This is a genomic window from Phenylobacterium sp. (genome assembly GCF_030698145.1).
GTDB lineage: Bacteria > Pseudomonadota > Alphaproteobacteria > Caulobacterales > Caulobacteraceae > Phenylobacterium.
In genome coordinates, this window is the sequence record NZ_JAUYNW010000126.1 from 24,478 (window position 1) to 35,376 (window position 10,899).

Annotated in this window: 19 protein-coding genes; 4 read left to right on the forward strand and 15 right to left on the reverse strand. The window is 64.8% G+C overall.

From position 1 onward, the window contains the following. Nucleotides 1-48 precede the first annotated feature (48 nt). The 3 genes from Q8Q77_RS18105 to Q8Q77_RS18115 form a co-directional block, all read right to left on the reverse strand. Complete coding sequence (locus Q8Q77_RS18105) at nucleotides 49-459, reverse strand: GFA family protein (RefSeq protein ID WP_305585186.1); 411 nt, start codon at nucleotides 457-459, stop codon at nucleotides 49-51. Between the two features lie 264 nt (nucleotides 460-723). Then, nucleotides 724-1,146 carry a PaaI family thioesterase gene (locus Q8Q77_RS18110; RefSeq protein WP_305585187.1) on the reverse strand — a complete coding sequence of 141 codons (423 nt, stop codon included), beginning with the start codon at nucleotides 1,144-1,146 and terminating at the stop codon, nucleotides 724-726. 25 nt (nucleotides 1,147-1,171) lie between these two features. Then, nucleotides 1,172-1,384 carry an alkylphosphonate utilization protein gene (locus tag Q8Q77_RS18115; RefSeq protein WP_305585188.1) on the reverse strand — a complete coding sequence of 71 codons (213 nt, stop codon included), beginning with the start codon at nucleotides 1,382-1,384 and terminating at the stop codon, nucleotides 1,172-1,174. A 104-nt stretch (nucleotides 1,385-1,488) separates the two neighbouring features. Between Q8Q77_RS18115 and Q8Q77_RS18120 the strand changes: the two genes are divergently transcribed. Further along, nucleotides 1,489-1,659 carry a hypothetical protein gene (locus Q8Q77_RS18120; RefSeq protein ID WP_305585189.1) on the forward strand — a complete coding sequence of 57 codons (171 nt, stop codon included), beginning with the start codon at nucleotides 1,489-1,491 and terminating at the stop codon, nucleotides 1,657-1,659. Here the strand turns inward: Q8Q77_RS18120 and Q8Q77_RS18125 are convergent. From Q8Q77_RS18125 to Q8Q77_RS18145, 5 genes are all read right to left on the reverse strand, one after another. Beyond that, entirely contained in the window at nucleotides 1,656-2,606 is a 951-nt protein-coding gene (locus Q8Q77_RS18125; protein WP_305585191.1) for an amidohydrolase family protein, read from the reverse strand. The genes Q8Q77_RS18120 and Q8Q77_RS18125 overlap by 4 nt on opposite strands. Before the next feature lie 218 nt (nucleotides 2,607-2,824). Continuing rightward, the gene (locus Q8Q77_RS18130) at nucleotides 2,825-3,187 is read right to left on the reverse strand and encodes a BlaI/MecI/CopY family transcriptional regulator (RefSeq protein WP_305585214.1); all 363 of its coding nucleotides are present in this window, start codon (nucleotides 3,185-3,187) and stop codon (nucleotides 2,825-2,827) included. After that, the gene (locus Q8Q77_RS18135) at nucleotides 3,142-3,606 is read right to left on the reverse strand and encodes a MotA/TolQ/ExbB proton channel family protein (protein WP_305585216.1); all 465 of its coding nucleotides are present in this window, start codon (nucleotides 3,604-3,606) and stop codon (nucleotides 3,142-3,144) included. The genes Q8Q77_RS18130 and Q8Q77_RS18135 overlap by 46 nt, the downstream gene beginning before the upstream one ends. A 60-nt stretch (nucleotides 3,607-3,666) precedes the next feature. Then, nucleotides 3,667-4,350, reverse strand: coding sequence for a hypothetical protein (locus tag Q8Q77_RS18140; protein WP_305585193.1), 684 nt, complete (start codon nucleotides 4,348-4,350; stop codon nucleotides 3,667-3,669). 95 nt (nucleotides 4,351-4,445) lie between these two features. Continuing rightward, nucleotides 4,446-4,997 carry a group 1 truncated hemoglobin gene (locus tag Q8Q77_RS18145; RefSeq protein WP_305585195.1) on the reverse strand — a complete coding sequence of 184 codons (552 nt, stop codon included), beginning with the start codon at nucleotides 4,995-4,997 and terminating at the stop codon, nucleotides 4,446-4,448. Nucleotides 4,998-5,337: 340 nt separating this feature from the next. Here Q8Q77_RS18145 and Q8Q77_RS18150 point away from each other — a divergent pair, with 340 nt between their 5' ends. Beyond that, entirely contained in the window at nucleotides 5,338-5,928 is a 591-nt protein-coding gene (locus tag Q8Q77_RS18150) for a hypothetical protein (RefSeq protein WP_305585197.1), read from the forward strand. A 25-nt stretch (nucleotides 5,929-5,953) separates the two neighbouring features. Here Q8Q77_RS18150 and Q8Q77_RS18155 read toward each other — a convergent pair whose 3' ends face one another. The 3 genes from Q8Q77_RS18155 to Q8Q77_RS20780 all read right to left on the reverse strand — a co-directional run bounded on the left by Q8Q77_RS18155 (nucleotide 5,954) and on the right by Q8Q77_RS20780 (nucleotide 6,997). After that, entirely contained in the window at nucleotides 5,954-6,373 is a 420-nt protein-coding gene (locus Q8Q77_RS18155; RefSeq protein WP_305585198.1) for a hypothetical protein, read from the reverse strand. Between the two features lie 110 nt (nucleotides 6,374-6,483). Further along, nucleotides 6,484-6,837 (reverse strand): DNA-binding transcriptional regulator, encoded by a 354-nt coding sequence (locus Q8Q77_RS18160; RefSeq protein ID WP_305585200.1) that lies wholly within the window; start codon nucleotides 6,835-6,837, stop codon nucleotides 6,484-6,486. Continuing rightward, nucleotides 6,818-6,997 (reverse strand): BrnT family toxin, encoded by a 180-nt coding sequence (locus Q8Q77_RS20780; RefSeq protein ID WP_371130478.1) that lies wholly within the window; start codon nucleotides 6,995-6,997, stop codon nucleotides 6,818-6,820. The genes Q8Q77_RS18160 and Q8Q77_RS20780 overlap by 20 nt, the downstream gene beginning before the upstream one ends. 225 nt (nucleotides 6,998-7,222) lie before the next feature. Here Q8Q77_RS20780 and Q8Q77_RS18165 point away from each other — a divergent pair, with 225 nt between their 5' ends. Beyond that, nucleotides 7,223-7,468 carry a Type 1 glutamine amidotransferase-like domain-containing protein gene (locus Q8Q77_RS18165; RefSeq protein ID WP_305585201.1) on the forward strand — a complete coding sequence of 82 codons (246 nt, stop codon included), beginning with the start codon at nucleotides 7,223-7,225 and terminating at the stop codon, nucleotides 7,466-7,468. 87 nt (nucleotides 7,469-7,555) lie between these two features. On the opposite strand, the gene Q8Q77_RS18170 is transcribed toward Q8Q77_RS18165, so the two are convergent. After that, on the reverse strand, nucleotides 7,556-9,106 hold the full coding sequence (locus Q8Q77_RS18170; protein ID WP_305585203.1) for an anti-phage dCTP deaminase: 1,551 nt from the start codon (nucleotides 9,104-9,106) through the stop codon (nucleotides 7,556-7,558). Between the two features lie 87 nt (nucleotides 9,107-9,193). Between Q8Q77_RS18170 and Q8Q77_RS18175 the strand changes: the two genes are divergently transcribed. Beyond that, nucleotides 9,194-9,379, forward strand: a complete 186-nt coding sequence (locus tag Q8Q77_RS18175) for a hypothetical protein (RefSeq protein WP_305585205.1) — start codon at nucleotides 9,194-9,196, stop codon at nucleotides 9,377-9,379. A 232-nt stretch (nucleotides 9,380-9,611) separates the two neighbouring features. Here the strand turns inward: Q8Q77_RS18175 and Q8Q77_RS18180 are convergent, their stop codons facing one another. The 3 genes from Q8Q77_RS18180 to Q8Q77_RS18190 all read right to left on the reverse strand — a co-directional run. Continuing rightward, on the reverse strand, nucleotides 9,612-9,929 hold the full coding sequence (locus tag Q8Q77_RS18180) for an XRE family transcriptional regulator (RefSeq protein ID WP_305585207.1): 318 nt from the start codon (nucleotides 9,927-9,929) through the stop codon (nucleotides 9,612-9,614). Nucleotides 9,930-9,931: 2 nt separating this feature from the next. Next, nucleotides 9,932-10,237: a type II toxin-antitoxin system RelE/ParE family toxin gene (locus Q8Q77_RS18185; protein ID WP_305585209.1), complete on the reverse strand. Its 306-nt coding sequence runs from the start codon at nucleotides 10,235-10,237 to the stop codon at nucleotides 9,932-9,934. Nucleotides 10,238-10,499: 262 nt separating this feature from the next. Continuing rightward, the coding region (locus Q8Q77_RS18190) for an acyl-CoA dehydrogenase family protein (RefSeq protein ID WP_305585211.1) at nucleotides 10,500-10,899 on the reverse strand (400 nt) is incomplete at its 5' end.

Below are 10,899 nucleotides of genomic sequence, written 5' to 3' on the forward strand. Positions count from 1 at the left end.
AAAGGCGGGGAGAGAGGAGATTTGGCGGCAGGGCGGGCGGCCGTCGCCTCAGCGTCCCGGGAACCCGGCGAAGGTGGCTATGCCTTCGGGGATCATGTGGAAGCTCTGGGCGTCGGCGGTCCAGATCGCCGCCTGCGGCCCCTGGTACTGCCCCGGATCGTCCAGGGTGCCGACCTTCAGGATCACCATGCTGTCGTCGCGTGGCGTGCGGGTGACGATGTGGGTGCCGCAGGTGGCGCAGAACTCCCGCGTGGCGGGCGCCTCCAGGTCGGCGCGGGCGAACCTGGCTGGCTCGCCCTTCACATAGCGGAAGTCCGCCGAGGGCATGACCACGAACAGGTTCTCGGCCCCGCCGGTGATGTACTGGCACTCGCGGCAATGGCACTGGCCCTTGAACCGCGGCTCGCCGCCGGCCTCGTAGCGCAAGGCCCCGCAATAGCATCCGCCGGTCATGCTCATGACGCATCCTCCCTTTTTCGGCGGCGATGCCACCCCGGCCGCCGGTTCAAGTCAAGGCGCCCGCTCAGGCCCCGCAGGCCGCGGCGCGGCGCAGCAGGATCGCCCGCGGCGTCGGGGTGCAAGGCGGCTCAGTGCTGCATGCGCTCGCGCAGGGTCTGCTCCTGGGCGGCCAGTTCGGGGGTGAAGGCCTCGCCCAAGTCCGACTCGTCCATCAGCTTGCGGATGTCCAAGGCGCCCACGGGCTCGAAAAAAGATTCCCGGAGCCTATTCGACCGCGCGACGGGCGCTGGCCTCGACCTGGGCGCGGGGCATCAGCCGGGCGGTGGAGCTGCCCTTGGCCAGCACCTCGCCCGCGGCGTTCAGCAGGCGCCCTTCCAGGAACGCCGTCGAACGCCCGCGCCGCTCCACCCAGCCCTCGGCGATCACCAGGCCGGGGCGCGCCGGGGCGAAGAAGCTGACCTTCAACTCCAGCGACATCGGCGTCATGTCGGCGTCCTGGCCCACGGTGGCCTGGGCCATGGCCGCGTCGATCCAGCCGCAGACGAAGCCGCCCTGGGCCACGCCGCCCGAATGGCACATGTGCGGCGCGACCAGGTATTCGATCACCGCCCGACCGGGCTCCATCGACACCACCCTCTGCTGACCGAGGGCGGCGTGGAGGTCGGCGGGCGAGGCGAATGCGGTCATGGGCGGGGTCTCCGAAAGGGCGGGCCTAGGCTTTCTTCACGAACTCGGTCTTCAGCACCAGGTCGCGGATCTTCTCGACCCGGGCCTCGATCTCGCCCTCGTCGCCGGTCAGGCGGATGTTCTTGACCAGGGTCCCGCGCTTCAGGGTCACTGAGGTCCCCTTCACCTTCAGGTCCTTGATCAGGGTGACGGAGTCGCCGTCGGCGAGGATCGTCCCGTTGCTGTCCCTGACGTCCATGTCGCGCGCTCCTGGTTCGCTTCGGCTTTAGGGCGTGCGCCCGGGCGTCACAAGCTCTTCACCGCCCGGGATTTCCGCGTCAGGATGTCCCAGGGGAGGCGCGCATGGGCCAGAACAAGACCCAGCCCACTCAGGCCGACGTCGAGGCCTTCCTGGGCGCCGTCGCTCCGCCGGCCCGCCAGGCCGAGGCCCGCGCCGTCTGCGAGATCATGGCCCTCGTCAGCGAGGAATTCGTCGCCGAGTCCCTCGCCCACATGCGCCGGGCCTATCCCTAGTCCAGCTTCAGCACCCGCGCGGCGTTGGCGCCCATCCACTTGGCCCGCACGCTGTCCTTTAGCGGCAGTTCGTCGGTCTCGGACACCAGCTGGGCCAGGGGGATCATGTGGGTGCCCCAGCCGGAGCCGAAGATCACCTTGTCCTGCAGGTTGCGGGCTCCGTAGTAGAGCAGGGCCTCATAGCCCGCGCCCGGCGCCAGCATGTGCTTCACCCGCCGGCAGGCGAAGTCGACATAGATGTTCTGGTGGCGTGAGGCGATGGCGCAGGTCTCCGCCACCCAGGGCCAGCCCGACAGCCCCGCGATGATCCGCAGCGTCGGGAAGCGCACCGCCACCTCGTCCAGGTATTTCGGGTGGGCGAAGTCATAGGGCCGGTCCGACAACAGGTGCAGGCCCACGGTGATCCGCACCGGGATGTCCAGCTCCACGCACTTGGCCAGGAACGGCCAGTAGGCGGGATCGTTGATGTAGCGCCCCTCGCGGTAGGACGAGACCTCGAAGCCCCGGCAGCCCAGCTCGCGCACCCCGTGCTCCAGGGCTGCGACGCCGGCCTCGCCCTCGTCGCCCCAGATGCGGAACCAGGGGATCAGGCGGTCGGGATACTCGGCGGCGAACTTCGCCACGTCGGCGTTGCTCGCCCGGCGGCCCGCATTGCCGATGCAGGCCCGCGCCACTCCGGCCTTGTCCAGCATGGCGATGACCTGCGCGTGGCTCATGGCGCGCGCCATGTCGACCTCGCACAGCTTCAGCGCCAGGGCCGTCAGGCCCACGGTCGCCTTGGCCTCGTTGAATTCTTCCAGGCTCATGCCGATCTGGGCCGCCCAGCCGGGCGCCATCTGCTGGGCGTAGCCTTCCTTGTCGAAGCCGCGGCCGGACTCGATCAGCCGTACCGTGTCCTCGACGGCCTCCTTGGTGGGGGTGTCGCACTCGAAGTCGATAATCATCATTGGGGCTATCCGTGGAACGTCAAAGCCCCACCATAGCCGCCAGCCGCGCGAGGGTCAGGCGCTCTTGCGCCGGTGAGCGTCAACGAAAACGCCGCCGGCCCGCGAGGGCCGACGGCGCAACGGTGAACCCGAGGATTAGGTCAGGCGCGTCCCGACCGTCCGCCCGGCTTAACCATGTGTCAAATGGACTCGCTCCGCGCGGTAGGGGTGCGACAGCCTCAGGTGGCGCCCCCCGCCAGCCGCCGCGCCAGGGCGGCGACCTCGCCGCCGAACAGGCGGTCGGCCAGGGCCTGGATCTCGGCGTCCACATAGGCCTCGCGGGTCACCAGCGGCCGGTAGAGCTGGCGGCCGTCCTGGCGCTCGGAGGCCACCAGGTTCTTGCGCATCAACCGCCCCAGCAGGGTCTTGATCGTCGCGTCGGCCCAGGGCTGGGCGGCCTTCACCTCGGCGATCAGGGCGGCGAAGGACATCGGCCCCCGCCGCCACAGCGGATCGAGCACCCAGCTCTCGGCCTCGGTGATGTGAAGCGAGGGCGTCAGGACCGCAGCACCGCGCGGTCGATGCGCGACTCCACCGCCCAGTTGGCGATCACCGCCACCACCCCCGACAGCAGGCCCAGGAGCAGCATCAGCGCCGCCTCCGCCAGGCCCGGCGCGATGATCGTCAGGGTGGGCGGCACGGGCACGTTGGAGATGCCCAGGAAGCTCAGGAACGCCACATAGGCCGCGCCCAGGCAGCCGATCAGCGGCCCGCCCAGCCGCAGCCCCGACAGGAAGGCCGAGCCCCCCGCAAGGTGCGGCCCCGAGGCGACCTTGCGTGCGCAGACCGCCACGGCCGCGAGGCTGGAGGCGATTAGCACCACCATTACCCCCTGGGCGATCGGACTGGCGTTGGCGAACACCGCGCCCACGGTGAGCGGCGCGGCCTGGGCCATGGCCGGGACGGCCCAAAGCGCGGTGCAGATCGCGGCGGATACGAAGAGGCGGTGCGTGACGGCCATCAAGGGTCCCTTCAAGATTACGAACGTAGTCGTACAAGACTACGTTCGTAATCTATAGAGTCAAGAGCCGCCCGGCGGCCGATAGGCTTTGGGCGTCAGCCGCCCGATCCAGCCTTCGAGCCGGGCGACCTCTTCCTTGGTCTGCTTGAAAGTCTCGGGCCGGACATCCATCACCAGATTATCCACCTCGAACTCCAGCCAGTCCCGCTGGTCGGCCTTGGCGGCGATGTACATGTCCAGGAACTCTTCCTGCCGCTTCAGCCAGCCATAGACCTGCTTGGACGAGGGCATGTCCGGGTCCTTGACGATGGCGCTCACCGCCTCGCCGGCCGCCACCCGCTCGCAGAACCGCTCCGCCCAGGCCCGGTCATAGGTGCTCTTCGCGCCCGCCACCCAATGGCGGCGCAGCCCCAGCCTGATCTCGTGGGGAATGCGCCAGGCGTCGGCCACGTGCTTGCCCCGCCGGTTCGACACCCTGCCCTCGGCCAGGTCGGCGCGGATCCGATCGTACATCGCCGCGAATTCCGGCTGCACCTTCCGCCAGTGGAAGATGGTGGCGTAGGACGGCATGGCCGGATCGGCGGCGATGGAGGCGATGGTCTCGCCCACCTCCATCCGCGCGCAGATCACCTCGCCGATCTCGCGCCGATACTGCGAGTCCTTGTGGCCCCCGGTGTGGTCCATCGGCGGCACATACCGCTCGCGCGGGGGTATCCAGCGGTTGGCGAAGTCGTATCCGGTCACACCTCGAAGCTTAGCCGCAAACGGCCGACCAGGCAAGAACAAAAAGAGAACATATCCCCACAGCCACCCTCATCGGACGCGGACGTCAAACCGCCTCAACCGCGCGCCGCGTAGCCCGCTGTCACCTCGCCCTTATGCGCGGCGAAGGCGGCCAGCACCTCGGCCTTCTCGGCCTTCGGGACCTTGGCGAAGTCCAGGCTACGTCCCAGTTCCGCCGCCACCTCGTCGAACTCGGCGGGCGAGATCCGCAGGTCGCGGTGGGCCTCCTCGAGACCCAGCGGCGTCGCGCCGGGCCTGGTGGGCGTGTACTCGAACGGCCCGCCCGAGACCTTGCAGACCCATAGGGTCCGCATGAATTTCAGCCCGGCCAGCCGGTCCAGGCTCTTGGTGTGCCATTCCCGCAGTTGCGGGTTCTTGGACCCCTTACCGACGACAGGGTTCTTCACCACCGCGTCGCTGAAGTGATCCACCACCGCGGCGATGGCGAAGACACCGCCCAGCCGGTCGTACAGGCTCTTCTCGGGCGCGGCCGGCTTGGGCTGCGCATAGGCCCTGTCCGTCGCCGCCAGCACGGCCGCCGAGGCGGCGGTCAGGGTCAGCGCGACCACGCTTCGTCTTGGGATGGAGGTCGAAAAATCATGCGCCATGGTCATCATCCGGAGGTGCGCCAGGCCGCTTGGCGTAGATCTTCATATGGGAGGCGAGGCGACAGCCCTCGCTCAAGGAAAAGCTCCCCCAGCGATGCGGGGGCGGCCAGGATAGGGAAGGAATGGCCGACGGCGCGGAAGGGTCCGGCCGCTGAAGCGATATTTCGAACCCTCGGACGGAGCGACCTGCCATGCGCCTCCCTGGGACTTCCGGTCCCACCAGGGGGCTTAGCCTTGAACGGGCGTCTACTCAGAACAGATAAGGAACATTGACAGTGTGGTGATACCTCCATTAGCTGCAATGAGGAATGATATGCAATCTTGAAGCGCGAGAGAAACCATGGGTGCTGTGGCGTGGGTGGCGTTCAACGGTCGCTCCAGGGCTGAGGCGATCGAAGCCCTCGGCTATGTCGACACCGGCGCGGAGGCGGAGGTGGACGACGGCCTCGTCTGCGCCGAACTGCCCGGCGGCTGGGTGACGGTTGTCGCGATCGGCAAGCAGGCGGGCGACTTCAGCAGGGCCGAGTTCCTGGCGCCCCTGTCCCGCGAGGGCCCGGTCCTCGCCGTCGATTACTCGACGACGGTCATGTGGTCGATCATTCAGGCCTATGCCGGCGGCGGGCTGGCCTGGTCCGTCGAGCACGACCCCGAAGAGGGGATCGATCACCTCGCCGTGGTGGGCGAGCCGCCGCCGCAATATATCCCCCTGCGCGACCGCCTGCTGGCCGAGCAGGAGGCCGAGGGCGGCGAGGACGCCGGCGTCGATCTGATCTTCGACCTGCCGGCGCTGTTGTCCGAGGCCCTCTGCGGCTACCAGCCCGAGCAAGCCGACGACCAGCCTGCCTTTACGGCCCTGCGTCGTCCGGCCCGCGTCGGCGCCCCCGCCTCGGCGAGGAAGCGTCGCGGCTTGCTGGGCTTCCTCTTCCGCTAGCGCCAGGCCCGCTGGCGAAGGCCGCTCATCCGCCGCCTTGGGCCCCGAAGCCTGGGATGACGGATGCGCCTCCACCTCGCACGGTCCAGCCCCTGCTCGACTGCGCGGGCCCCGGGGTACGGGCTGTGGTGGTCTCCAACGCGTTGGCCCCGACGCCGACCGCCGCGCCTACGCCGCCAGGGTCCACGACCCGGTGGCTCGCGGCGCTGTAGCGATAGAAACGCATCGTCTTGCGGTCCAGCAGTTCGATCCTCCCGCCGACCTCGCACCCATGGCCGGGCCTTAGCTCCACGACAATCGGTCGCTTTCCGAGCAGCACCTGGACGAACATGTTAGCAGCGGTGTCGGACTGGCCGGCGCGGAAGCCCGTGATCTTGCCGTAGACCGTCGTCGCCGGAGCCGTATCCAGCATGAACGGCACTGAGAGCGGTGGCCATCGCGACACCGAGCACCAGGCCGAGCCTCTCCCGATGGAAGACCCACCAGAGGCGCCGCGATCCTGCTTTGGATATCACAACGCCCTCCGAGAACCTGTGGCCCAAGGTCTAGCCTATCTTAGCCCTTCGCCAACGCCCGACGCACCGCCTCCGGCTCCCGCTCGATCACCGTCAGATAGGCCATCATCGCGCTGTCGGCCTGGGTGCGGCCCTGTTCCAGGTCCCGCAGCCGCGCGACATTGATCCGGTAGGCCTGCGCGAAGCGCGTCTGGCTCAGGCCCGTGCGCGCCCGCACCGCCCGCACCCGACGCACGGCCTCCAGCTTCCGCAATTCGTCGGCCGACAGCGGCGGGTTGTCCGAATCGGCCAGAGCGCCGGCCGTGATCTCCGCGTCCGACAGGGCCTCCAGCCGCGCGCGCTCGGCGGCCGTCAGCTCCGGTGGGGTGTTCGGATCAAGAGTGAACCGGGCCATAGCGCCTTGCCTCCGCGGCATTGCAGCGGCGCGCCGAGATGATGCGAATGACGCCGTCCCGCTCCGCATAGACCAGCGCGAACAGCCGTCCTTCGATCACCCCGACCGCCTTGCGTCGAACCTCGCCGTCCTCGGGTTTGGAGGCGTCGAAGTCGACCAGTCGAGGAACACGCGGGCGGCATAGACGATTGGAACACCGTGCTTGGCCAGATTGCTCTGCGCCTTGGCGTCATCCCACTCGAACTGCCGCCCCGAGTTCATGTGGGACTATACGGAATTGCCGTACATTTGTCTGCGGGATCATCGTATGTCACACGGCCTCGGGGCGGTAGGCTTCATTGAGCGCAATTAGTATAGTGTCCCCAAAAATCCCGGTCTCCACCTGATGGACGACCCCGACCCCGACCCCGACGCCGTCCCGCCCGGCTACGACCCCGCGCCGATCTGGGAGGGCCTTGGCCTCGTCGACTTCGCCATCGTCCCCCACTTCGCATCGGCCCACGCGGAGGCCGAAGCCGCCGCTCGGGCTGTGGCTTGGATGACGGAGCAGGGGATCGCGTTCCGCACGCTCAGGGACGGCGAGGCGGTCGTGCGGCGGGGGGATGTGGTTGAAAGCGCAGATGCTGAATGAGTAGTGCGTCGCCAAAACTCAAGCCTCCGATCGCCGATCCGCGCGTGCTTGAATTTTCGTCCGCGCGTCGGCCGCTTGGGAGCCCCGCTAATTAGCGGGATCCATAGGAACTAACTCAGCAGCACGAAGGTCGCCGCCCAGTTGCTTTGAAAGCAAACTTTCAGCTCTAACGTATGACGGAACCAAAGAGCCATGGACAAAAGACGCTGTTTTGCGGTTGAATTCCCTAATGCTGCCGTCTGGCATCTTCCACTTATTTTTCTGAAAGACGCGGATATACATAGGGCCCGTTATACCAATAAATTGATTGAATAGAACCTTATCAGAACTATTTTGATCTATAACAACGGAATCGACAAACAGGTCGCTAGCGTAGCTTTTGGGGTACGGTTTTAGATAAAACAGCTTCCTAATTCCGCTCGCAACTATGTGCTTCGCGCAATTATGACATGGAAACGTGTTGCAGTATAAGGTAGATCCTCTTATTGAGTGCCCGTTTCTGGCTGCATCCGTAATGGCATTCATTTCAGCATGTATGGTTCGTCCATATTCCAGCGAGTCCATCACTTGGGAATCGCTGATCACGTCATCATTTCGCGAAAATATGTCTTTTAGTAACGCATCGTCGTCTGTTCGATATTTTTCGGAAAGAAGTCCAGCGGTGCGAAAACGAAAGGCTAGGTCAGTGAGGACTTCTCGCTTTCGTCTATCGTTAGTGTCGCCGCCCAGCGCATGTTCGCGACCATCGGGACTATCACCTTCCCAATAAGTTCCACCGAAAGCTTTCGGAACTTCATTACAACCTAACGCCTCCACCTCGTTGTTGGCATTCAAGATTGCCGCGCCCACTTGACGTGACAAATCTGAGGATCGGAGTGCTGCGGTGCTCGCGAGTTGCATTCCGTGTTCATCGGCAGTCGGCGTTACCGAATAGTCGCCGAACAATACCGAGAAGAACCGCGAAAGCTGCTGATCCATGATCGCCTGAGAAGAGGCATCTATGACTACATCAGAGGAGGGAAAAATGTCCCGGACTCTCTGACCATGAGGATTATCTTCCTCCGCATCATCCACTCGTATCAAGTTATGAGCTTCACCTATCCAGGCATCGGCGCGGGGCTTCGCCGGGTGATCATGAGAGATTCGCACCGACAGGGCCTGTGCCCTGCTTTCGACTGGGGCATGACAGGATATTTGAACATAATGCTCGCCGTACAATGACCTGAGCAGGGCGGATTCTTCAGGGCGTTTTAGTTGATTGAGAACAAAGGCGCGGCGGCTGACGGCCGCTGCCTCTAATTTCTCCAATTCACCTTCTTCGCACCCAGCATCAGCAGCCCTTAGGGCCGCGATTCTCGCGACCGCCAGTCTAGCCATTATGTTATCGGAGCTGGTTCGAAGACGAACCTCATTGCATGCTCCAATGAAGGCTTTGTATCGCTCCTCCATCGGCTTACTCGGTATTCCGCTAAAGCTCGATAACTGCTTTAAGGTGTCAGTTATCTTGATCTGGTGGATACTATTGTATCCATACTCACTCAAACATTTGGCAATGGCTTGAGCGACATGAGGAGTTTCGATTCCGATGCGTGCCACAATGCCAACGACTATCTCGGTGTTTCTTGGTTGTATCGCCATGTGGATATCTGCGCCGGAGATGAAACTAGGGGATATGTGTCTCTGATTCGGTAGCGTAAGGTGGCTATCACCCTAGAGGAGGCCATAATGACCAAGCCGAACATGCTTGAAGATGGCTGGCTCAAGAAATCAATCGATGAAGCGACAGTGTTCGCTGATCGAAATAAAGCTTGGGCCGAAACCATTTCTGCGAATTGGCAGGATGATGGTTCGATAGGCGCCGATGAAGCGCCGGAATCTCCCCCCGATAGGGTGCCGCCTTCTAAGAGTTAAACTCGGCCGATCGGTCTCCGGTCGACATTCCTATTCTGTCTTTTGCTCTCCCTGCGGATCGAGCAGGTACTCGACTATTCGAGAAGTGCGCGTGTTCTGCAACTTTTAGTTTTGCTGGGAGCGCCCAACGAAAAACCCCACCGGCTCTCGCCGACGGGGCTCTCCAAGTCTCAGCCGGGAAATTCGGGGACACCATACTTAATTGCCCGCCGCCACTGCCGCGCCAATCCGATCAGCGGGTGTCGCCCATTCCGGTCAGGTGAAGGACGCCCTTGCCCGGAAGCTCCACGCGCAGTTCCAGGGTGCCGCCGGCCGCTTCGACGAACCGGCGCAGCGTCGAAAGGTAGAGGTCGGCTTGGCGCTCCATCTTGAGCACCGAGGGCTGCTTGACTCCCAACGCCTGGGCGATCTGCTCCTGGCTGCGATCGGCCAGTTCGCGAAGGGCCTTCAGGCCCTCCACCTCGCCGGCCAGGACGGTGGCGCGGGCGTCGATCCGCGCTCGGCGGACCTTGGGCAGGCCGGCCATGATTTCGTCGCGCGTGCGGCCCATCTTCAAATCTCCCTCAACGCCTTCAAGTGTTCGGAGAACCGGCTGTCAGCTTTGACGATCAGCCCCTTATAGAACCGCTTCTGCGCGACGCCTGCCTTGTCGCCGGCGATCAGCAGGATCGCCTGCCGCTCAGGGTCGAACGCGAACGCCACCCGCCAGACTCCGTCCGCGGCCTTGAAACGCAGCTCCTTCATGTTGGCGTGCCTTGAACCCGCCAATGTATCGGCGTGCGGCCGACCGAGCCCTGGCCCGTAGGTTTCCAGAAGCGCCATCATCGCCAGAAGCTCGTCCTGGACCTCGACGGGCAAGGCGTCGAACTCCAGGTCGAATTGGTCATGGTTGCGAACGGTCCACGGCACATACGAAATATAGCCTGAAAGCTATGCCGCGTCCATAGGCTGTGAGCTATCTTGCATGATCACGCTAGACGGCCTTGTCGCCATCAGGCTTGTTCCCGAACTGGACCGCCACGATAGCCCACCTCCACAAACGAAAAACCCTCCGGCCTTGCGACCGGAGGGCTCACGTTCTTACCCCGACCCCCGGCAAGCCGGGGGTCGAAGCGAAGCGTCAATATCCCTGGATCTTGGCGTAGCGATCCCGGTGGTAGCTCTGGCTCCCAAACGCCGCTTCGCAGGCGCGGGCGCGCTTGAGGTAGAAGCCCGCGTCGTGGGCGTCGGTCATGCCGATGCCGCCGTGCATCTGGACCATCTCGTTGCTCACCAGGTGGAAGGTGTCGCCCATCTTGGCCTTGGCCAGCGAGACGAGCTCCGGCACGTCAGGGCTGCCGGCGTCGATCGCCTGGAGGGCGGCTTCGACGGCCGAACGCGCCAGTTCCAGGTCGGTGAACATCTTGGCCGCGCGGTGCTGCAGGGCCTGGAAGGAGCCGATCACCTGGCCGAACTGCACGCGGACCTTGAGGTAGTCGAGGGTGACCTCGAAGGCCTGGACCGCGGCGCCCAGCATCTCG